Source organism: Phytopseudomonas argentinensis, assembly GCF_900113905.1.
Taxonomy (GTDB): domain Bacteria; phylum Pseudomonadota; class Gammaproteobacteria; order Pseudomonadales; family Pseudomonadaceae; genus Aquipseudomonas; species Aquipseudomonas argentinensis.
Window position 1 is genome coordinate 856,948 of sequence record NZ_FORC01000002.1, and the last position, 20,745, is coordinate 877,692.

The window sequence follows — 20,745 nt, forward strand, 5'->3', positions numbered from 1 at the left end:
GCCGCCATCCCCCTAATCCGCCTGTCGGCATGGTCGAACGCCAGGCCGCCGCGGTCAGTCGGTTGCATATCAATCACCGACTGGAGCGAACGCAATGTCCACATTTGATAAACAAGGCAGCAGTAACGTCCAGGGTTGGGAGCGTGCGCTTTCCATCGGCAGCGGTATCGCCATGGCTCGTGGCGGCCTCAAGCGGGGCGGTATCCTCGGCCTGGCGCGCGCGGCGTTCGGCGGCATGTTGGTGGCCCGTGGCCTGAGCGGCCATTGCCGGCTCAAGAGCATCATGGAAGACGCCCGTTCGATGCGCCCCGACGTCGACCGCATCACCGATACCGTGAGCCGCCTCGAAGGCGAGATCGCCGAGCGCGTCAAACCTGTCGTCAAGAAGGCGACCGAGGGCGTCTGACAGGCTGCTGGCAAGCATCGCCCCGCCCGAGCGGGGCGGTTTCGTTCTGGCCATTGGCAAGGAGATTCCATGAGCAATTCATACAGCGCCACGGCGCCGACGCCAGCCGAAGTGCAGGCCAGGCCGGGCATGACCCTCCTCGAATTCGGCACCGACTGGTGCGGCCATTGCCAGGCCGCTCAACCGTTGCTGGCCAAGGTGTTGCCGGACTACCCGGAAATCGAGCACCTGAAAATCGAGGATGGCAGCGGCCGCCCACTCGGGCGCTCGTTTCGGGTCAAGCTGTGGCCGACCCTGATACTGCTGCGCGACGGTGTGGAGGTCACCCGGCTGGTTCGCCCGACCAATCTCAGCGCAATCGAGGAGGCGTTGGAGCAATTGGTGGGTGAAGGATGAGCGGCCCGGCTGGCGCCCGTCACTTTCCCTGAATTTTCCCGCTGTGGGGCGAGTCCACCAGATAGACCCACAGCGGAGACCATCATGAGCATACCCAAGCAACCTGCCACGCCCCAGGAGATCGATGATATCGAGGACCGCATGGGCTCCATGGAGCAACTCGATTTCAGCGACCGCCAGGATGATCGACAAGGGCGTATCGGCGATCGTCGCCCTGACGAAGAGATCCAGCACGAGTACCCCGAAGAGCGTGTGCGTGAAGCGGGCCAGAGTGGTGGCGAAACCCTGGGTGAAGGGCGCCACGAAGATGGCGTGAGCCTGGATGACCTGAGTCCGGAAACCCTGATCGACGACACCGGCGCGCGCTCCCCTCGTGAGCGTGGCGACGACATGCCGGCCGACCGCGATCTGAGCGTGGTGAGCGAAGGCGATATCGGCGCAGGGGAAGGGCTCGACGAAGAAGAGATGGCGCGCCGCCGTCCCCTCGATGGCGTGCCGTGGGACGGCAAGCCGCAGCCTTGAGTGGATGAAAGGCATGGCCGCACTGGCCATGCCTTTTTCGTTTCAGCCAGGAGGTTACCGATTGATTTGACAGTCCTGCAGTTGCAGGCTTACGTTTACGTAAAGGTAACTATCGGTCAACGGTCTGCCATGAGCATTTCCCACAGCATTTCCGATCTGGCCCATGAGCTGGGTGTCACTACCCGCACCATTCGTTTCTACGAGGAGCAGGGCATGCTCGCCCCCGAGCGGCGCGGCCAGGAACGCATCTACAGCGCTCGCGACCGGGTGACCCTGATGCTGATCCTGCGTGGCAAGCGCATCGGCTTTTCCCTGGCCGAATGCAAGGAGCTGATCGACCTCTACGACCCGGCTGGCGGTAATCGCAAGCAGCTCGACCACTTTCTGGAAAAGATCGCCGAGCGCCGTGAGCACCTGGCTCGCCAGCTGCTCGACATCCAGCAGATGCAGCGTGAACTCGACACCGCCGAGCAGCGCTGCCTGAGCGCCCTAGAGGACATTCCTGCGACCGCCTGAATTACCGATCACTGACCGTTTGACGCTTCCTACAACTACAACAACGGAGAGTCGTTACATGAGCACCCTGCCAGGCCTGAATTTCTTCCTCGGCGAGGAAATCGACATGCTGCGCGACGCGGTCGCCGGCTTCGCTGCCAAGGAAATCGCCCCGCGCGCCGCCGAGGCCGACCGCACGGACCAGTTCCCCATGGACCTGTGGCGCAAGTTCGGTGACATGGGCCTGCTCGGCCTCACCGTCAGCGAAGAATATGGCGGCGCCGGCATGGGCTACCTGGCACATATGGTGGCGATGGAAGAAATCTCCCGCGCCGCCGGCGGCATCGGCCTGTCCTACGGCGCCCATTCCAACCTCTGCGTGAACCAGATCAACCGCAACGGCAGCGAAGCGCAGAAGCGCCGCTTTCTGCCCGGGCTGATCAGTGGCGAACATATCGGCGCCCTGGCGATGAGCGAGCCCAATGCCGGCTCCGACGTGGTGTCGATGAAGCTGCGCGCCGACCGCAAGGGCGACCATTACGTACTAAACGGCAGCAAGATGTGGATTACCAACGGCCCGGATTGCGACGTGCTGGTGGTGTATGCCAAGACCGATCCGGCGGCGGGTGCCAAGGGCATGACAGCGTTCATTGTCGAGAAGGGCAGCAGGGGTTTCTCGGTGGCGCAGAAGCTCGACAAGCTCGGCATGCGTGGCTCGCACACCGGCGAATTGGTGTTTCAGGACGTCGAAGTACCGGCCGAGAACATCCTCGGCGGTGTTGGCGAAGGTGCGCGGGTGCTGATGAGCGGCCTGGATTACGAACGCGCCGTGCTTTCCGGCGGCCCGTTGGGTTTGATGCAGGCCTCCATGGATGTGGTGGTGCCCTATATCCACGACCGCAAGCAGTTCGGCCAGAGCATCGGCGAGTTTCAACTGATCCAGGGCAAGCTGGCCGACATGTACACCACCCAGCAGGCTTGTCGCGCTTACCTGTACGCCGTCGGCAAGCAGCTCGATGCATTGGGCAGCGAGCACGTGCGCCAGGTGCGCAAGGACTGCGCCGGGGTGATTCTCTACGCCGCCGAAAAGGCCACTTGGCTGGCCGGCGAGGCGATCCAGATTCTCGGTGGCAACGGCTATATCAACGAGTTTCCGGTCGGCCGCCTGTGGCGCGACGCCAAGCTTTACGAGATCGGCGCAGGCACCAGCGAAATACGCCGCATGCTGATCGGCCGCGAACTGTTCAACGAAACGGCTTGATCGGAGCCCCTCGTTTTCCTGTTACCGGGCATCTTTAAAGGCAGATAGCTTTTGAAGGTGTTCGTCAGTCGGAGCCGCGTCATGGCAACACTGCTTACGCAACTCAATACACGCACCCCCGAGTACGCCGCCAACCGTGAGGCGATGCTCACCAAGGTAGAAGAACTGCGCGCCTTGCTCGCGCAGACCTGTGAGGGCGGTGGCACCAAGGCCCAGGCGCGGCATACCGGCAAGGGCAAGCTGCTGCCGCGCGAGCGCATCGACCGCCTGCTCGACCCCGGCTCGCCGTTTCTGGAAATCGGTGCGTTGGCCGCCCACCAGGTCTACGACGAAGAGGTCGCTGCCGCCGGGGTGATCGCCGGCATCGGCCGCATCGAAGGCGTCGAGTGCATGATCGTTGCCAACGACGCCACGGTGAAGGGCGGCAGCTACTACCCGCTGACCGTCAAGAAGCACCTGCGTGCCCAGGCCATCGCCGGTGAGAACCGCTTGCCATGTATCTACCTGGTGGACTCCGGCGGCGCCAACCTGCCGCGCCAGGACGAAGTGTTCCCGGATCGCGAGCACTTCGGGCGGATCTTTTTCAACCAGGCCAACATGAGTGCCATGGGGATTCCCCAGATCGCCGTGGTGATGGGCTCGTGCACCGCCGGCGGCGCCTACGTGCCGGCGATGAGCGACGAAACCATCATGGTGCGCGAACAGGCGACCATCTTTCTCGCCGGCCCACCCCTGGTAAAGGCCGCCACAGGCGAGGTGGTCAGCGCCGAGGCGCTGGGCGGCGCCGATGTGCACTGCCGGGCAAGCGGCGTAGCCGACCACTACGCCGAGAACGACGAACACGCCCTGGCCCTGGCGCGGCGCTGCGTGGCCAATCTCAACTGGCGCAAGCTCGGCCAGTTGCAGGTGCAGGCACCGATCGCGCCCCGCTATGGCGCCGATGAGCTGTACGGGCTGATTCCCGCCGACGCCAAGCAACCGTTCGAGGTGCGCGAGGTGATCGCCCGGATCGTCGACGACTCGCAGTTCGATGAATTCAAGGCACTGTTCGGCACCACCCTGGTATGTGGTTTCGCACACCTCAATGGCTACCCGATCGCCATCCTGGCCAACAACGGCATCCTCTTCGCCGAGGCCGCCCAGAAGGGCGCGCACTTCATAGAACTGGCCTGCCAGCGTGGCATCCCGTTGCTGTTCTTGCAGAACATCACCGGCTTCATGGTCGGCAAGAAATACGAGGAAGGCGGTATCGCCAAGCACGGTGCCAAGCTGGTCACCGCGGTTGCCTGTGCCCGGGTGCCGAAGTTCACGGTGATCATCGGCGGCAGCTTTGGTGCCGGTAACTACGGCATGTGCGGCCGTGCCTATGACCCGCGCTTTCTGTGGATGTGGCCCAACGCCAAGATCGGTGTGATGGGCGCGCAACAGGCAGCCGGGGTGCTGGTGCAGGTCAAGCACGAGCAGGCGCAGCGCGCCGGCCAGGTGTTTTCCGCCGAGGACGAACAGCGCCTCAAGCAGCCCATCGTCGAGCAGTACGAGCGCCAGGCCCACGCCTTCTACTCCAGCGCCCGGTTGTGGGACGACGGGGTAATCGACCCGGCACAAACCCGCGAAGTATTGGCCCTGGCGATTTCCGCCAGCCTCAACGCGCTCATCGAGCCGACACGCTTCGGCGTGTTCCGTATGTGATCCGTGGGAGGGGCTTTAGCCGCGACGGCCGCAGCAACGCTCGCGGCTAAAGGGATCGCCGCCCGGCCCCTCCCAGCAGAGCCAGCGTCTATTTCGAGCCCATCGCCATGACCAATTTCAGCACCCTCCAACTTGAAAAAGACCCGCGCGGCGTCGCCACGCTGTGGCTGAACCGCGCGGACAAACACAACGCCTTCAACGCCGAGATGATCGCGGAGCTGATCCAGGCGCTACGCCAGGTAGCCGCTGATGACAGCCTGCGTTTTATGATCCTGCGCGGGCGCGGCAAGCACTTTTCTGCCGGCGCAGACCTGGCCTGGATGCAGGCCTCGGCTGCGCTCGACTATGCCGCCAACCTGCGCGATGCCCACGAGCTTGGCGAATTGATGAGCCAGCTTTACCACCTGCCGTGTCCGACCCTCGCCGTGGTGCAGGGCGCGGCATTCGGCGGTGCGGTGGGACTGACCGCCTGCTGCGACATCGCCATCGGGGCCAGTGACGCGCTGTTCAGCCTTTCCGAAGTGCGCATCGGCCTGGCGCCCGCGGTGATCAGCCCCTACGTGGTGCAGGCCATTGGCGAGCGCGCGGCGCGCCGCTATGCCCTGAGTGCCGAGCGTTTCAGTGGTGAGCACGCCCGGGAGCTGGGCCTGCTCGCCGAGTGCTATCCGCCGGCGGAGCTGGAGAGCGAGCTGGAGCAGTGGGTCGCCACGCTGCTGCTCAACAGCCCCCAGGCCATGCGCGAAACCAAGGCGCTGCTGCACGGTGTTGGCAGCGGCGTGTTGAGCGACGCACTGCGCCAGCGCACGGAAAGCGTGATCGCCGGCATCCGCATCAGTGAAGAAGGGCAGGAGGGCCTCGGCGCCTTTCTGGAAAAACGCACACCCGCCTGGCAGGCCCAGTCATGAAAACCATCACCACACTGTTGATCGCCAACCGGGGCGAAATCGCCTGTCGGGTCATGCGTACCGCCAAGTCCCTCGGGCTCACCACCGTGGCGGTGCATAGCGCCATCGACCGCAGCGCCCGGCACGTGCGCGAGGCGGACATCGCCTTCGCCCTGGGCGGCGCCAAACCGGCCGACAGCTACCTGCTGATGGACAAAGTCATCGAAGCCGCCCGGGCCAGTGGCGCCGAGGCCATCCACCCCGGCTACGGCTTTCTCTCCGAGAACGCCACCTTCGCCCGCAAGCTCGAAGCCGCCGGGCTGCTCTTTCTCGGCCCGCCGGCCAGCGCCATCGATGCCATGGGCAGCAAGTCGGCGGCCAAGGCGCTGATGGAGGAAGCCGGTGTGCCTCTGGTGCCCGGTTACCACGGCGAGGATCAGGAACTGGAAACCTTCCGCCAGGCGGCTCAGCAGATCGGCTACCCGGTATTGCTCAAGGCCACCGCCGGCGGCGGCGGCAAGGGCATGAAGATCGTCGAGCGCGAGGCGGATCTGGCCGACGCCCTGGCCTCGGCACAGCGCGAAGCGCAGTCGGCCTTCGGTGACTCGCGCATGCTGGTGGAGAAATACGTGCTGCAGCCGCGCCACGTGGAGATTCAGGTATTTGCCGATCAGCACGGCAACTGCCTGTACCTCAACGAACGCGATTGCTCAATCCAGCGCCGTCACCAGAAGGTGGTCGAAGAGGCGCCGGCGCCCGGCCTGTCTGCCGAGCTGCGCCGGGCCATGGGTGAGGCCGCGGTACGGGCCGCCCAGGCCATCGGTTATGTGGGCGCCGGCACCGTGGAGTTCCTGCTCGATGCCCGCGGCGAGTTCTTCTTCATGGAGATGAATACCCGCCTGCAGGTCGAGCACCCGGTGACCGAGGCGATCACCGGCCTTGACCTGGTGGCCTGGCAGATCCGCGTGGCCCGTGGCGAGCCGCTGCCAATCCGCCAGGATCAGGTACCGCTCGATGGGCACGCGATAGAAGTGCGTCTGTATGCCGAGGACCCGGAAGGCGGTTTTCTGCCGGCCAGTGGGCATCTCGACTTGTACCGTGAGCCGGCAGGCGGGCCGGGGCGGCGGGTCGACAGCGGCGTGGAGCAGGGCGATGAGGTGTCGCCGTTCTACGACCCGATGCTGGCCAAGCTGATCGCCTGGGGCGAAAGCCGCGAGGAAGCTCGCCAGCGTCTGCTGGCCATGCTGGCCGAGACCCTGGTTGGCGGCTTCAAGACCAACCTGGCGTTTCTGCAGCGTATCCTCGCCCATCCGGCGTTCGCTGCCGCCGAGCTGGACACCGGCTTTATCGAACGGCATCAGGCGCAGCTACTGCCGTCAAGGCAGGAGCTGCCGGATGCCTTCTGGCAACAGGCGGGTGCTGCCTTGTTGGCCACCGATGCCACCCGCCAGCGAGCCGACGATCCGAATTCGCCCTGGGCTGCCCGCAACGCCTGGCGCAGCGCCTTGCCAGCAGGCACGCCAATGAGCCTGACCTGCGGCGACTTTACCCGTCGCGTGCACGTCGAGCCGGCAACTGCCGCGCCGAAAACGTCCCTGCGCCAGGGCGACACCCTCTATCTGCGCTGGGGCATGGAGTGGCTGGCCGTGCGTCGTTGCGATCCGCTTGCCGCCGCCGCGGTGGGTGCTGCCCTGCAGGGTGGGCTAACTGCGCCCATGAACGGCAGCATCGTGCGCGTGCTGGTCGCGCCCGGGCAAAGCGTCGAAGCGGGCGCTGCCCTGGTGGTGCTGGAGGCCATGAAGATGGAGCACAGCATTCGCGCGCCCCAGGCAGGTGTCATCAAGGCCATATACTGCACCGAGGGCGATCTTATCGGTGAAGGAACCGTGCTGGTCGAGCTGGAGGCGCAGCCATGAGCCTGCCCAGCCATGTGCGTCTGGTGGAAGTCGGCCCCCGTGATGGCCTGCAGAACGAGAAGCAACCGATAGGCGTGGCTGACAAGGTGCGCCTGATCGATGACCTGAGCGCCGCCGGGCTGGGCTATATAGAGGTCGGCAGCTTCGTTTCGCCCAAATGGGTGCCGCAGATGGCCGGCAGCGCCGAGGTATTCGCCGGCATCGACCAGCGCCCCGGCGTCACCTATGCGGCATTGACCCCCAACCTGCAAGGGCTGGAGGCAGCACTGGCGGCCGGGGTAAGGGAGGTCGCGGTGTTCGCCGCGGCGTCCGAAGCCTTTTCACAGCGCAATATCAATTGCTCGATTGCCGAGAGCCTGAAGCGCTTCGAACCGGTCATGGCGGCCGCCCAGGATCATGGCATTCGGGTACGCGGCTATGTGTCCTGCGTGCTCGGCTGCCCCTACGACGGCGCTATCCAGGCCCAGCAGGTGGCGGTCGTCTCCCGCGAGTTGCAGGCCATGGGCTGCTACGAGGTATCCCTGGGCGACACCATTGGTGTGGGTACCGCCGGCGCGGTACGTAACCTGTTCGAGGTGGTCGGTCGCGAGGTGCCACGTGAGTGCCTGGCCGGGCATTTCCATGACACCTACGGGCAAGCGCTGGCCAATATCTACGCCAGCCTGCTGGAGGGCATCGCGGTGTTCGACAGCTCGGTCGCCGGCCTTGGCGGCTGCCCTTATGCGAGGGGCGCGACCGGCAATGTGGCCAGCGAAGATGTGGTCTATCTGCTGGAGGGCCTGGGTATCGAAACCGGGGTGGACCTGCCTGGACTGATCAAAGCGGGGCAGCGTATCAGCCAGGTGCTGGGGCGTGACTCCGCGTCGCGGGTGGCACGAGCGCGATCAGCGCTCGAGTGAGCCCGCTTTCGCTGGCCGCCGCTGAACTTCTGGCCTCAGGAAAACTCATATCGGCTAGTCAGTTACGTCGCCGTGTTGGCACGGGCTGGACGTTTCGGTTGGCTTTTTGCCACCGCTCGCTACTTCTCGCAGCGTACGTGTGATTTGCCTGGATAAATCCGGGCGCCGCGGCTTGCGTTGATACACTCACACACCCTAAGCTCGCGCCTTCACTCGATAGCCCTAGGGCGCAGCGGACAAGGAATCAGCATGAAACAGCATCGTTTGGCAGCAGCGATCGCCCTGGTGGGCCTGGTGCTCGCCGGTTGCGATTCGCAAACCAGCGACGTAAAACTGGAAACTCCGGCGCAGAAGGCGTCCTACGGTATCGGTCTGAACATGGGCAAGAGCCTGGCTCAGGAAGGCATGGACGACCTGGATCCGAACGCCGTTGCCCAAGGCATCGAAGACGCCATCGGCAAGAAAGAGCAGCGCCTGAAGGACGAAGAGCTGATCGAGGCCTTCGCCTCTCTGCAGAAGCGTGCCGAAGAGCGCATGACCAAGATGAACGAAGAAGCTTCTGCCGCTGGCAAGAAGTTCCTGGAAGAGAACGGCAAGCGTGACGGCGTCACCACCACCGCTTCCGGCCTGCAGTACGAGGTGGTCAAGAAGGCCGATGGCCCGCAGCCCAAGGCTGACGACGTGGTCACCGTTCACTACGAAGGCAAGCTCACCGACGGCACCGTATTCGACAGCTCGATCGAGCGTGGCACCCCGATCGACCTGCCGGTTGGCGGCGTGATCCCGGGTTGGGTTGAAGGTCTGCAGCTGATGCACGTTGGCGAGAAGGTCAAACTGTACATCCCTGCTGAACTGGCCTACGGCGCCCAGAGCCCGAGCCCGGCGATTCCGGCTAACTCGGTACTGGTGTTCGACCTCGAGCTGCTGGGCATCAAGGACCAGAACGCTGCCGAGCAAGCCGCTCCCGAGGCCGCTCCGGCCAAGTAAGCGCGCTGATTGAAACAACGCCCCGCCTGCCGGGGCGTTGTCGTTTCTGAAGGCTCGATTTGCGCCTTCCTAATCGCAAAAGATGCTGAATGCAAGCCCTTGACAGCTCGGTTATGCACATGTGTACAAAGATTGTCATTCGCTTGGTCAGGTTTTTTACTAAATCTTTTGATTTTTTTAACTGATTGATTTAGCAGGGTTTTATTGGCTGGATAAAAAATGTCCGATCTGTGGCGAAGCCGCATGGCAAGGGGCTTTGGTAAGCTAATCCCATAACTGTTCACAAGGTTATCCACAGCTATGGTGGATAACCGCAGACAGCCCAGCAGCTGTGCGGGCTGACGAGGAGTGGTCATGAATGCACCGTGGAATTTCGCCCGTTACCTGCCCATTGCGCAGCGCTTCCTCAAGCGCGGTCGTCTGCCGGCGCTATTGCTGGCGGTAACCCGTAAGAGTGGCGGTGGCAGGCGCAGTCTGTCGTCGCTCAGGAACGATCTGGGCCTGCTGCAGGAGCTATGTGTGGCCTGGTGGCGGGGCAGTTACCGGTCGATCAACCCGCAGGCGCTGGTGGCCATCGTCGCCGGGCTGATCTACTTCGTATCGCCGCTGGACGCCATTCCCGATTTCATTCCCGGCCTTGGCCTGGTCGACGACCTGGCAGTCCTGGCCTGGGTGATGAAGACCTGGGGCAGCGAGCTGGATGCATTCCGCGCCTGGCGCGACGCCCAGGATCGGGAAACCCGCGAAGCCATTGCCAAGCTGCCGGTGGCCGAACGGGTAAGCTGAGCAAGCCAGGCCCTCAGGCGGCGAAGCCGCCGTCGAGGGTCAGCGCGGCGCCGGTCACCAACCTGGCCTCGCTGCCCGAGAGCCAGGCCACCATGCCGGCGACTTCCTCGCTGCGGGCATGGCGCTTGATCGCCATGAAACTGTGCATCAAGTCGTTCAGCGGGCCGTCAGCGGGGTTCATGTCGGTGTCCGTCGGGCCTGGCTGCACCAGGTTCACGGTGATGCCGCGGGGACCGAAGTCCCGGGCCAAGCCCTTGACCATGCCGGTCAGCGCCGCCTTGCTGGCGCTGTAGGCGGCGACGCCCGGCATCGGCACACGGTCGGCATTGGTCGAGCCGATCAGGATGATTCGCCCGCCGTCTGGCATCTGCCGCGCTGCGCTTACTGCTGCGTGGTAAGGCGCGTTGACGTTGATGGTGAAAAGCCGGTCGACGGCATCGGCATCCAGCTCCAACGGGTCGCCGCCGACGAAGACGCCGGCATTGACCACCACTACGTCGATGGCGCCAAGGCCCTCGATAGCCGACGTCAGGGCCTGGCGGTCGGCACTGTCCAACTGCAGGGCGGTGCTGCCGGTTTGCTCTGCGAGCTCAAGAGCAGGTGCTGCCGAGCTGGCGTAGGTGAAGGTGACCCGCGCGCCATCGCTGGCGAAGCGACGCACGATGGCGGCGCCGATACCGCGGCTGCCGCCGAGGACGAGAACGGATTGAGGCTGTGAGTAGGGCATGCTGACTGGCTCCTGCTTGGTAAGGGTGAAGGTCAATGGCCGGCGACCAGCACGTCGGTGCGCCGCTGGCCGGCAGGGAAACCGTGTTGGCTGGCCGCCGAGGCGATCCACAGGGCGATCAGCAGCAAGGCGAGCATCGCCCAGGGGAACACGCCGACGCCGAACTGGCCGAGCAACAGCCCGCCAGTGAGGCCTGCCGCAGCGATGGCGCTGTTCCAGATCACCACGTTCAGCGACATGGCCACGTCGGCGCCGGAGCCGGCAGCGTCGGCCAGCGCGGTTTGCAAGAGGGTCGCGGCGCCGCCGAAGGTAAGCCCCCAGACGAACACGCCGAGGTACAGCACCACTACCGATTGGGCGTACAGGCCGAACAGCAGGGCGACCAGGGCAAAGCCGGCAAGGCTGGTGATGACCGTCTGGCGCAGATAGCGATCGACCAGCCGGCCGGTGATCCAGATGCCGATCAGCGCGGCAACGCCGAAGCTCAGCAAAACGACATCGACCTGGTTGCCCAGCCCGGCAGGCGCAATGAAGGGGGCGACATAGGTGTAGAGCATGTTATGGGCGAGCATCCAGGTCAGCACCACCGCCAGCACGGGACGTACGCCCGGGGTCAGCAGCACCGCGCGCAGCGGTATGCGCTGCGTGCGCGCCTGGCCGGGGTAGTCCGGCACCTTGGCCAGCACCCAGACGATCAGCACGATGCTCAGCAGCGACATCAGCCCAAACGCCGTGCGCCAGCCCACCACTCCACCGAGCCAGGTGCCGATGGGCACGCCCAGGGACAGCGCGATGGGCGTGCCGACCATGGCCAGCGCCAGGGCGCGGCCCTGCTGGTGCGGGGCGACCATGCGCCGGGCATAGCCGGCGATCAGGCTCCAGGCCAGCCCTGCCGCCATGCCGGCGAAGAAGCGCGCGATCAGCGTCAGCACATAGTCGGAAGACCAGGCGGTGATCGAGTTGAACAGCAGAAAGCCGACGATTGCCAGCAACAGCACGTTGCGTCGCCGCCAGCCCTGGGTGGCGATGGTCAGGGGAATGGCCGCCAGCAGCGAGCCCAGAGCGTAGAGAGTCACCAACTGGCCGGCCAGCGCCTGGGATACGCCAAGGCCGGCGCTGATCTGCGGCAGCAAGCCTGCCGGCAGGGTTTCGGTGAGGATGCAGATAAAGCCGGTCATCGCCAGGGCGAGTAGTGCGGACACGGGGAGGGCGTCGGGTTTCGTAGAGGATGTCATGGTGGGATGCTCATATATGTATCGGTCGATACAAATGTAGGTCGATCGATACCCGGTGGTCAATGACTTTTGTATCGACTAGTATTTATGTGGTCAGGCAGGAGGATGCATATGGCACAGATGGGGCGCCCACGCACATTCGATCGGCAGGCGGCACTGGTACAGGCGATGCACCTGTTCTGGGAGCACGGCTACGAAGCCACTTCCCTCAGCCAGCTCAAGGCCGGCATCGCTGGCGGCATTTCCGCGCCGAGTTTCTACGCCGCTTTCGGCTCCAAGGAAGCGCTCTATAACGAAGTCATGGCGCTCTACATGGAGACCCACGGGCGGGTTACCGAAAGCCTGTTCGACACTGAGCTGCCGGCCCGCGAGGCCGTCGAGCTGGCACTGCGGCGCTCGGCGAGGATGCAGTGTGAAGTCGGCCATCCGCGCGGCTGCATGGTGGCGCTCGGGGTGATCGGCGTGTGCACGCCGCCACAGGGGTTGACGCTGCCGGGTGAAAACCGCCAGCGCACGCGAGAGGGGATTCGGGCCTGTATCGAGCGGGCCATCGCCGCAGGCGAGCTGGCCGGCGACACCGATGTTGCGGCGCTGACCGCGGCGTTCGACAGCTTCCTGCTCGGGCTTTCAACCCTGGCGCGCGACGGCATCGAGCATGCCGCGATGGACGCGGCGGTCACTCAGGTCATGAAGCTCTGGGACGGCTGCCGCGCCTAGCGGACAGGGCCGCATGCGTGGATCTGGTGCAGCAACCAAGACGGGGGTCTGGGTATTCAGTCGCGTTCGAGCAGCAAGGCCACTCCCTGGCCACCGCCGATGCACAGGGTAGCCAGGCCCTTTCTGGCATCGCGCTTGAGCATCTCGTGGAGCAGGGTGACCAGCACCCGGCAACCCGAGGCGCCAATCGGGTGGCCAAGGGCAATGGCGCCGCCGTTGACGTTGACCTTGCTGGCATCCCAGCCCAGCTCCTTGCCCACCGACAGCGCCTGGGCGGCAAAGGCTTCGTTGGCCTCGATCAGGTCCAGCTGGTCCAGCGTCCAGCCGGCCTTCTCCAGGCTGCGGCGGGTGGCCGACACCGGGCCAATGCCCATGATCGCCGGGTCGACGCCAGCGTTGGCATAGGCCTTGATGCGTGCCAGCACCGGCAGGCCCAGCGCCTGGGCCTTGCCCGCGCTCATCAGCAGCACCGCCGCGGCGCCGTCGTTGAGGCTCGAGGCGTTGCCGGCGGTCACGCTGCCATCCTTCTTGAAGGCCGGTTTGAGCTTGCCCAGGGCGTCGGCCGTGGTGCCGGCGCGGGGTTGTTCATCGGTGGCGAACGCGACGGGCTCGCCCCTGCGCTGGGGGATCAGGATCGGGGTGATTTCGTCGGCGAAGCGCCCGGTTTCGATGGCGGCGATGGCTTTCTGTTGCGAGGCGGCGGCGAAGGCGTCCTGGTCTTCACGGCTGATGGCGTATTTGTCCACCAGGTTTTCGGCGGTGATGCCCATGTGGTAGTCGTTGAAGGCATCCCACAGGCCGTCGCTGATCATGCTGTCGACCAATTGCCCATGGCCCATGCGCAGCCCGGTGCGCGCCTTGGGCAGCACGTAGGGCGCCAGGCTCATGTTTTCCATGCCGCCGGCGATGATCACCTCGGCATCGCCGCAGCGGATCGCCTGGGCGCCCAGGTGCAGGGCCTTGAGCCCCGAGCCGCAGACCTTGTTGAGGGTCAGCGCCGGCACCGCAGGGGGCAGGCCGGCCTTGATCGCGGCCTGGCGCGCGGTGTTTTGCCCGGCGCCGGCGGTCAGCACGTGGCCAAGGATCACTTCGTCGACCTGGGTACCGTCCAGGCCCGTCTGCTCGAGCAGGCGGCGGATCACCGCAGCGCCCAGTTCGGTGGCCGGTACATCCGCCAGCGCGCCCTGGAAGCTGCCAATGGCGGTACGGGTGGCGGCAACGATGACGACATCTTGCATGGGGTTCTCCTGGCCGTGGGGGCGGATATTGTTATTGACTGGCTACGATCCTGACGCCCCCTCAGCTGCCATGCAAGTCCGGGTTTTTCGATTGTTTGCATCGATAATGGCGTGTGCCGGGCAGTGAGGCAGCGTGCTAGATTCCGACCTCCTCGACGACATCAGGAATACTGTCATGCCCGAATCCCGTGCAACGGTCACCACCGAACAGGGGCTGCGCTGCCTGACCCGCCTGTGCCGGCACTGGAGTCACAAATTCCAGGTGAGCTTCGACGAGCAGCGCGGCGAGATCCTCTTCGATCCGGCGCGCCTTGTCCTGAGCCGTTTCGAGGGTGGCCTGACGGCAGTCATCGACGCGCCGGATGCGGCAACCCTCGATCGCCTGGAACCGGTAGTGGCCGACCACATGCAGCGCATGGTGGCCGACGAAACCCTGCAGATCGACTGGCAACGCTGAGCACTGCCGAGAGCGGCGAGCGTGCTGGTAGACTAGGCGGCTTTGAACGCCATCCAGGATCGTCAATGGATCGTCCCGTTTTTCGTCGCGCCTTTCTTCACCCGCGCTTCTGGCCACTGTGGGCCGGGCTCGGCCTGCTCTGGCTGACCGTGCAGCTGCCCTACGGCGCGTTGCTGCGCCTGGGCCGTGGCCTGGGCTGGCTGATGTATCACCTGGCCGGCTCGCGGCGGCGAATCGCCACGCGCAACCTGGAACTGTGTTTCCCGCAGATGCCTGCAGAAAAGCGCGAGCGCCTGCTCAAGGAGAATTTCGCCTCCACCGGCATCGCCTTCTTCGAGATGGCCATGAGCTGGTGGTGGCCGCGCCACAAGCTCGCCCGCCTGGCGCATATCGAGGGTATCGAGCATCTGCAGCAGGCCCAGGCGCAAGGGCAGGGCGTGATCCTCATGGCCGTGCATTTCACCACGCTGGAAATCGGCGCCGCCCTGCTCGGCCAGGTGCACACCATCGACGGCATGTACCGCGAACACCGCAACCCGGTGTTCGATTTCGTGCAGCGTCGCGGCCGTGAGCGCCATAATCTGGACGCCACCGCCATCGAGCGCGAGGACGTGCGGGCGATGATCAAGGTGCTGCGCGCCGGCCGGGCGATCTGGTACGCGCCCGACCAGGACTACGGTCGCAAGCAGAGTCTGTTCGCGCCCTTGTTCGGTATCCAGGCGGCCACCGTCACGGCCACCACCAAGTTCGCGCGCCTCGGGCGGGCCATCGTGCTGCCGTTCACGCAGATGCGCCTGCCCGATGGTGGCGGCTATCGTTTGACCATCCACCCGCCGCTGACCGATTTCCCGGGTGAGAACGAAGAGGCCGATTGCCTGCGGGTCAACCAGTGGGTCGAACAGGCCATCGTCACCTGCCCCGAGCAGTACCTGTGGGCGCACCGGCGCTTCAAGACCCGCCCGGAAGGCGAGCCTAAACTCTACTGACCACCCGAACCGGAATCGACCCATGAAGCAGGACGCTACCGACCTCCCGGCCACCACCGGGCTCATCCTTTCAGGCGGTGGCGCACGGGCCGCCTATCAGGTCGGTGTGCTCTCGGCGATCGCCGAGCTGCTGCCCGAGGATGGGGCGCACAATCCCTTTCCGGTGATCGTCGGCACCTCGGCAGGGGCCATCAACGCCGTCAGCCTGGCCTGTGGGGCGCTGCACTTTCGCGAGGCGGTCAAGCGCCTGAGCAGCGTGTGGCGCAGCTTCCATACCCATCAGGTGTACCGCAGCGACTGGCCCGGCGTGCTGCGCCAGGCCAGCCGTTTCATCGGTCACAGCATGCTCGGCCTCGGCAAGCAGGTGCCGGTGGCGCTGCTCGACAGCTCGCCGCTGGCAGCGTTGCTCGAGCGTGAACTGGATTTTTCCGGCATCGCCGCCGCGGTTCGCCACCGCCAGTTGCGCGCCGTGGCGGTGACCGCGTTCGGCTACGAGTCGGCCCAGGCGGTGACCTTCTACCAGGGCCGCGCCGCCATCGACCCCTGGTTCCGGCATCGCCGGGTCGGCGTGCCGACGCGCCTGGCGTTGCCGCACCTGCTGGCCAGCACGGCAATTCCACTGATCTTCGAGCCGGTAAAGATCAACCGCGAGTACTTTGGCGACGGCGCGGTACGGCAGATGGCGCCGATCAGCCCGGCCCTGCACCTGGGCGCGACCAAGGTGCTGGTGGTAGGCGTCAGCGGCAACCCGGTCGGCAACCCGGTCGGCAACCAGGCCGGCGGGGCGCCCGTGCCGGTGCCCGGCGGTGTGCAGCCAAGCCTGGCGCAGATCGCCGGGCACATGCTCAACAGCACCTTTATCGACAACGTGGAAAGCGATATCGAGTTGCTTGAGCGCCTCAACCTGCTGGGCCGCCTGGTGCCGGCCGAGCAGCGCAGCCGCACCTATGGGCTCACCCCGGTGGAGGTACTGGTGATCTCGCCGAGCCAGCCGCTGGACGTGATCGCCGCCCGCCACCGTAGGGAAATGCCGGCGGCGCTACGCCTGTTCCTGCGCGGACCGGGCGCGACCCGCGACGGGGGTGGCGGGGTGCTCAGCTACCTGCTGTTCGAGCCGGGCTACTGCAGCGAACTGATCGAGCTGGGCTACCAGGACGCCATCGCCAAAAAGGCGCAGATCCAGGCGTTTCTCGGGCTCGTGCCTGCCGCCACGGATTGAGCCGTCGATCCTGGGCAGCGCTTCGCGGGCTAAGTATCAGCCGAAGCGCTCCAGCTGCATTTCCTGCAGGCGGCTCAGGGTGCGGCGGAAGGCGAAGGCCAGGTAGCCCTCGGTATACAGCTCATCCAGCGGCACCGCGGCTTCCACATACAGGGGCACGCGACGGTCGTAGCACTCGTCCACCAGGGCAATGAAGCGCCGTACGGCATTGTCGTGAATCGACAGTGCCGGCAACTGGCGATCGCCGGCAACCACCCGTTCGGCGGCATCTTCGGTGCCGCGGGCGATCCTGGCGGGGCGCTGCTGCGCGCTGAGGGCCGGTACGTCGCCCAACACGATGGCCTTGAAGCGGTCACAGAGCAGAATGAAGTCCCCGGTCGCCAGCGGCTGTTCGCAAAGCTGGTCGAAGCCGCCGTGCAGCACCCGTTCGCTATGGCTGTGTACATGGATGCGGCGATGGCCGACTTGCAACGGTTCGTGGCTGACCGGCTCGCCTTGGCGCAGTGCCGCCAATAGCGCGGGCAGGGCGCTCGGCTGGCCGGCTTCGCGCACCCAATAGCGCTGGTGCCGTTGGCCGGGGTGCTGGCGATGATCCTGGCTGCCGTCCACCGCTACCACCTGCATGTGCTGCAACAGGGCATCGATGGCGGGCAGGAAGCGCTCGCGGTTATGGCCGCCGGCGTAAAGCTGCTCTGGCGGCTGATTGGAGGTAGCGACCAGCACCACGCCCTCGTCGAACAGCGAGCGGAACAGCCCACCCAGTAGCATGGCGTCGCCAATATCACTGACGAACAATTCGTCAAAGCACAGCACGCGTATTTCTTTGGCCAGCTCCCGCGCCAGTACCTGCAGTGGTTCGGCAGTGCCTGTCAGCTGGAACAGACGGCGATGCACCCAGCCCATGAAATGATGAAAGTGTTGCCGCCGTGCCGGCACCTGCAGCGCGTCATGAAAACTGTCCATCAGCCAGGTCTTGCCACGCCCGACCGGGCCCCAGAGATAAACGCCCTGTGGCAAGCCACCGCGATGCAGGGCTTGGTAACAGCGCTGCAACTGCTCGGCCGCGTGCTGCTGGGCGGCATCACTGACGAAGCCCTGCTGCTCGACGGCCAGGCGGTACACCTCGAGCGGCGTGAGAGTGTGGTTATTCATGGGTCGGGCGCCTGGAAGATGGTTTCGATAGGGCGTTCGAACAGCCGGGCGATCTTGAAGGCCAGTGGCAGGCTGGGGTCATAGCGGCCGGTTTCGATGGCATTCACCGTCTGCCGGGAGACGCCCAGGCGTTCACCCAGCTCGGCCTGGGACCAGCCCTGTTGGTTGCGCAATTCGCGCACCTGGTTGATCACCGGTAGCGTCTCCAGCTGATACAGGTTCCTAAGGCCCATAGCGAGGCGAGCAGCGGCCATACGAAGAACATCGACAGGCGTGGGAAACCGGCGGTTTCCAGAAAGCCGTAGCTGAAGGTGATCAGTGCCGTGCCGACAAAGGCGATGGCCAAGGCTTCCAGGTGAACGGCGCGGGCCAGTTCGTCGAGCTGGCGCACCTGGCGAATTACCGTGACCGCCACGATGATCATCGGCGCGATGGGAATCAGTGCACAGAGGGTACGCAGCGAACCTGAGGGGAGAATGGCGAGCAGCACACTGCTGACAACCACGGCTACCGCATAGGCGATCATCGCCACGGCAAACTGAACGAGAAAGGGGCGCGTACGGGTCATGTCTATGGCTCAATATGGAAAGCGTGCTTTACACTGTCGTATTCGTGGTTCGTAGTCAAGCTAGCTTTACATGGGAATGATGCGCCGGGCCGTCCTTTCCTCTAGCATGCCTCTGTTTCCAGTGGCAGAGATCAATATGCAGCCGCGCAGAATACGCCTGGGCGACCTCGATGGCTTCCACGCCCTGTTCAATGAAGTGGCGGCAGAAGGTCTGTTTTCCACCCGGCCCTGTGCACCCCCAAAGGCGGTGATCGCCCGTGCCCTGGAGAAGGCCGAGCAAAATGGCTGGGCGGTGTATGTGATCGAGCATGACGGCCGTATCATCGCCACGGCCGAAGCCTACCCGGACAGCTATTGCCGGCCTGAAAGCGACCCCAGGGTGGGGATTCTCGGCATGCAGGTGCAGGCACGCTGGCGCCGACAGGGGTTGGGCCGGTTGCTGCTGAACACGCTGATCGAGCATTGCCGACAGCAGGGCATGGAGCGCATCGAGCTGCAGGTGTTCAAGTCCAACCACTCGGCGCTGGCGCTGTATGAGCGATACGGTTTCGCCTGGGTGGCCGACCTGCCGCCTTGCCAGATGCCTGCAGGGCATCGGGATCAGGCGCAGAGGATGCGCCTGGTGCTGGCATAACCGCCGTGCATGGACATCAATCGGCTGAGCCCCGCCATGCCTGCCAGTGGCCTGTTTCATGAGATGGATGGAGTTTTACCGCTATGTTCATTCGCCCTCGCCAACCCGCCGATCATGCTGTGCTGCTGGATATCTGGCATCGCGCCGTGCTGGCCACCCATGATTTTCTCACCGCTGACGATGTGCAGGCGCTGCATGTGCAGATGGACGAGGTCTACCTCGACGCCGTGGAGATTCGCGTGCTGCTCGGGGCTCAGCAGCAGGTGCTTGGCTTCATCGGCCTTTCCGGTAGCCACGTGGAAATGCTGTTCGTCGATCCCGATTGCCATGGCCGGGGTGTGGGGTCGCAGCTGCTGGACGATGCCCGCGAGCGCTGCGGCGCGCTGACCGTGGACGTCAACGAACAGAACCCGGCTGCTCACGGCTTCTATCGCCGCTACGGGTTTCACGACATCGGGCGCAGCGAAACCGATGGCGGAGGGCGGCCGTTTCCGCTGATTCATATGGCATATCGGGGCGGTGCAGCCTGAGCATCGACAGGCGGGCGGGAATCGTCAGCCTGAATCGTTATAACTGTTATAAGCAAATTCTTACTCGGTATATGTCCTTTCGCTCCAGATGGTTATCCTGCGCCGCTGACAAATGAGCCGACAACGGCAATTGGGGCAGGTATGGATTTTGGCGGTTTGGGCTTTGTTGTCGCGGGGCTCGTGGTTGGCTTCATCGTGGGCATGACGGGTGTGGGCGGTGGTTCGCTGATGACGCCCATCCTGTTGTGGTTCGGCATCAGCCCTGCGGCAGCGGTGGGCACCGACCTCTTGTACGCGGCGATCACCAAGGCTGGCGGGGTGTTCGTCCACCAGCGCAACCGTAATATCGACTGGTCGGTGACCGCCTGGCTGGCTGCCGGCAGCGTGCCGGCCGCCTTGCTGACCCTGCTGGCACTGACCCTGATTCCGGGCGACCAGCACGCCACCAACGCTCTGATCAAGCATGCGCTGGGCATAGTGCTGCTGCTCACCGCCACGGCGATCCTGTTCAAGAAGCAGCTGTTCGCCTTCGCCAGCCGCCATGCCGGCGACGGTTTCCACTTCAGCCCCGGGCGCCTCAATGCGCTGACCGTGGTGGTCGGTCTGGTGCTCGGTTTCATGGTTACCCTGACCTCCATCGGCGCGGGCGCTCTGGGCACCGTAGCGCTGTTTCTACTCTATCCGCTGATGGCCACCCGCCGCCTGGTGGGCACCGAAATCGCCCATGCCGTGCCACTGACCCTGGTGGCCGGGCTTGGCCATGCCGGGCTCGGCAACCTGGACTGGGGCGTGCTGGGTTACCTGCTGCTGGGCTCGTTGCCAGGCATCTTCTTTGGCAGTCACCTTTCAGGGCGGGTGTCCGACAACCTGCTGCGCCCATTCCTGGCGATCATGCTGATGGTGATCGGCTACAAGCTAGCGTTCTGAGCCGCACCTGAGCCGGGTCGCCAGGCCCTGCTGGCGCAAGTAGGCATGTGAGGCCGCTGCCGGGCGGAAAGGCCGAACGAATGGGCGTGGATGCCTGTCCCCAGCAGACACATC

The 20,745-nt window shown here is 64.9% G+C and carries 24 protein-coding genes; 18 read left to right on the top strand and 6 right to left on the bottom strand.

Going from position 1 to position 20,745, the window contains the following annotated elements; translation table 11 throughout:
- Window positions 1-94: 94 nt before the first annotated feature.
- The 11 genes from BM154_RS12405 (at window position 95) to BM154_RS12455 (ending at window position 10,241) form a co-directional block, all read left to right on the top strand.
- Entirely contained in the window at window positions 95-406 is a 312-nt protein-coding gene (locus tag BM154_RS12405) for a YgaP-like transmembrane domain (RefSeq protein ID WP_074884019.1), read from the top strand.
- Between the two features lie 69 nt (window positions 407-475).
- A complete protein-coding gene (locus BM154_RS12410) occupies window positions 476-802 on the top strand; it encodes a thioredoxin family protein (RefSeq protein ID WP_074884022.1) in 327 nt (108 codons plus the stop codon).
- Window positions 803-886: 84 nt separating this feature from the next.
- Window positions 887-1,324: a phosphotransferase system, HPr-related protein gene (locus BM154_RS12415; RefSeq protein WP_074884025.1), complete on the top strand. Its 438-nt coding sequence runs from the start codon at window positions 887-889 to the stop codon at window positions 1,322-1,324.
- A gap of 129 nt (window positions 1,325-1,453) precedes the next feature.
- Window positions 1,454-1,840 carry a MerR family transcriptional regulator gene (locus BM154_RS12420; RefSeq protein WP_074884028.1) on the top strand — a complete coding sequence of 129 codons (387 nt, stop codon included), beginning with the start codon at window positions 1,454-1,456 and terminating at the stop codon, window positions 1,838-1,840.
- A 58-nt stretch (window positions 1,841-1,898) separates the two neighbouring features.
- Window positions 1,899-3,080 carry an isovaleryl-CoA dehydrogenase gene (locus tag BM154_RS12425; protein ID WP_074884031.1) on the top strand — a complete coding sequence of 394 codons (1,182 nt, stop codon included), beginning with the start codon at window positions 1,899-1,901 and terminating at the stop codon, window positions 3,078-3,080.
- Between the two features lie 81 nt (window positions 3,081-3,161).
- Complete coding sequence (locus tag BM154_RS12430) at window positions 3,162-4,769, top strand: carboxyl transferase domain-containing protein (protein WP_074884035.1); 1,608 nt, start codon at window positions 3,162-3,164, stop codon at window positions 4,767-4,769.
- 107 nt (window positions 4,770-4,876) lie between these two features.
- Window positions 4,877-5,674 (top strand): gamma-carboxygeranoyl-CoA hydratase, encoded by a 798-nt coding sequence (locus tag BM154_RS12435; RefSeq protein ID WP_074884038.1) that lies wholly within the window; start codon window positions 4,877-4,879, stop codon window positions 5,672-5,674.
- Window positions 5,671-7,569 (top strand): acetyl/propionyl/methylcrotonyl-CoA carboxylase subunit alpha, encoded by a 1,899-nt coding sequence (locus BM154_RS12440; protein ID WP_074884041.1) that lies wholly within the window; start codon window positions 5,671-5,673, stop codon window positions 7,567-7,569. Before BM154_RS12435 ends, BM154_RS12440 begins: the two co-directional genes overlap by 4 nt.
- Window positions 7,566-8,468 (top strand): hydroxymethylglutaryl-CoA lyase, encoded by a 903-nt coding sequence (locus tag BM154_RS12445; protein ID WP_074884044.1) that lies wholly within the window; start codon window positions 7,566-7,568, stop codon window positions 8,466-8,468. Before BM154_RS12440 ends, BM154_RS12445 begins: the two co-directional genes overlap by 4 nt.
- Window positions 8,469-8,717: 249 nt before the next feature.
- The gene (gene bamJ / locus BM154_RS12450) at window positions 8,718-9,455 is read left to right on the top strand and encodes a BamJ family beta-barrel-assembly machinery protein (protein ID WP_074884048.1); all 738 of its coding nucleotides are present in this window, start codon (window positions 8,718-8,720) and stop codon (window positions 9,453-9,455) included.
- 354 nt (window positions 9,456-9,809) lie between these two features.
- A complete protein-coding gene (locus BM154_RS12455) occupies window positions 9,810-10,241 on the top strand; it encodes a YkvA family protein (RefSeq protein ID WP_074884050.1) in 432 nt (143 codons plus the stop codon).
- 13 nt (window positions 10,242-10,254) lie between these two features.
- On the opposite strand, the gene bdcA is transcribed toward BM154_RS12455, so the two are convergent.
- Window positions 10,255-10,968 (bottom strand): SDR family oxidoreductase, encoded by a 714-nt coding sequence (gene bdcA / locus BM154_RS12460; RefSeq protein ID WP_074884054.1) that lies wholly within the window; start codon window positions 10,966-10,968, stop codon window positions 10,255-10,257.
- A 32-nt stretch (window positions 10,969-11,000) separates the two neighbouring features.
- Entirely contained in the window at window positions 11,001-12,203 is a 1,203-nt protein-coding gene (locus tag BM154_RS12465) for an MFS transporter (protein ID WP_074884057.1), read from the bottom strand.
- A gap of 111 nt (window positions 12,204-12,314) precedes the next feature.
- Here BM154_RS12465 and BM154_RS12470 point away from each other — a divergent pair, with 111 nt between their 5' ends.
- Entirely contained in the window at window positions 12,315-12,920 is a 606-nt protein-coding gene (locus tag BM154_RS12470; RefSeq protein WP_074884060.1) for a TetR/AcrR family transcriptional regulator, read from the top strand.
- A 56-nt stretch (window positions 12,921-12,976) separates the two neighbouring features.
- Here the strand turns inward: BM154_RS12470 and BM154_RS12475 are convergent, their stop codons facing one another.
- Entirely contained in the window at window positions 12,977-14,158 is a 1,182-nt protein-coding gene (locus tag BM154_RS12475) for an acetyl-CoA C-acetyltransferase (RefSeq protein ID WP_074884064.1), read from the bottom strand.
- A 175-nt stretch (window positions 14,159-14,333) separates the two neighbouring features.
- Here BM154_RS12475 and BM154_RS12480 point away from each other — a divergent pair, with 175 nt between their 5' ends.
- The 3 genes from BM154_RS12480 to BM154_RS12490 all read left to right on the top strand — a co-directional run bounded on the left by BM154_RS12480 (window position 14,334) and on the right by BM154_RS12490 (window position 16,820).
- On the top strand, window positions 14,334-14,615 hold the full coding sequence (locus BM154_RS12480; RefSeq protein WP_074884067.1) for a DUF2218 domain-containing protein: 282 nt from the start codon (window positions 14,334-14,336) through the stop codon (window positions 14,613-14,615).
- Between the two features lie 65 nt (window positions 14,616-14,680).
- Complete coding sequence (locus BM154_RS12485) at window positions 14,681-15,601, top strand: lipid A biosynthesis lauroyl acyltransferase (protein WP_074884070.1); 921 nt, start codon at window positions 14,681-14,683, stop codon at window positions 15,599-15,601.
- 22 nt (window positions 15,602-15,623) lie between these two features.
- Window positions 15,624-16,820: a patatin-like phospholipase family protein gene (locus BM154_RS12490; protein ID WP_074884073.1), complete on the top strand. Its 1,197-nt coding sequence runs from the start codon at window positions 15,624-15,626 to the stop codon at window positions 16,818-16,820.
- Window positions 16,821-16,856: 36 nt separating this feature from the next.
- Here the strand turns inward: BM154_RS12490 and zapE are convergent, their stop codons facing one another.
- From zapE to BM154_RS12505, 3 genes are read right to left on the bottom strand one after another with little or no spacing between them, the layout of a single operon-like run.
- Window positions 16,857-17,972 (bottom strand): cell division protein ZapE, encoded by a 1,116-nt coding sequence (zapE, locus tag BM154_RS12495; RefSeq protein WP_074884075.1) that lies wholly within the window; start codon window positions 17,970-17,972, stop codon window positions 16,857-16,859.
- On the bottom strand, window positions 17,969-18,166 hold the full coding sequence (locus BM154_RS12500) for a helix-turn-helix transcriptional regulator (RefSeq protein WP_074884078.1): 198 nt from the start codon (window positions 18,164-18,166) through the stop codon (window positions 17,969-17,971). Before BM154_RS12500 ends, zapE begins: the two co-directional genes overlap by 4 nt.
- Complete coding sequence (locus tag BM154_RS12505) at window positions 18,163-18,540, bottom strand: hypothetical protein (protein WP_074884081.1); 378 nt, start codon at window positions 18,538-18,540, stop codon at window positions 18,163-18,165. Before BM154_RS12505 ends, BM154_RS12500 begins: the two co-directional genes overlap by 4 nt.
- 136 nt (window positions 18,541-18,676) lie before the next feature.
- On the opposite strand from BM154_RS12505, the gene BM154_RS12510 reads away from it, so the two are divergent.
- The 3 genes from BM154_RS12510 (at window position 18,677) to BM154_RS12520 (ending at window position 20,631) form a co-directional block, all read left to right on the top strand.
- Window positions 18,677-19,174: a GNAT family N-acetyltransferase gene (locus BM154_RS12510; RefSeq protein WP_167364684.1), complete on the top strand. Its 498-nt coding sequence runs from the start codon at window positions 18,677-18,679 to the stop codon at window positions 19,172-19,174.
- An 83-nt stretch (window positions 19,175-19,257) separates the two neighbouring features.
- Window positions 19,258-19,704: an acetyltransferase gene (locus BM154_RS12515; protein WP_074884086.1), complete on the top strand. Its 447-nt coding sequence runs from the start codon at window positions 19,258-19,260 to the stop codon at window positions 19,702-19,704.
- Window positions 19,705-19,845: 141 nt separating this feature from the next.
- Window positions 19,846-20,631 (top strand): sulfite exporter TauE/SafE family protein, encoded by a 786-nt coding sequence (locus BM154_RS12520; RefSeq protein WP_074884089.1) that lies wholly within the window; start codon window positions 19,846-19,848, stop codon window positions 20,629-20,631.
- Window positions 20,632-20,745: the final 114 nt, after the last annotated feature.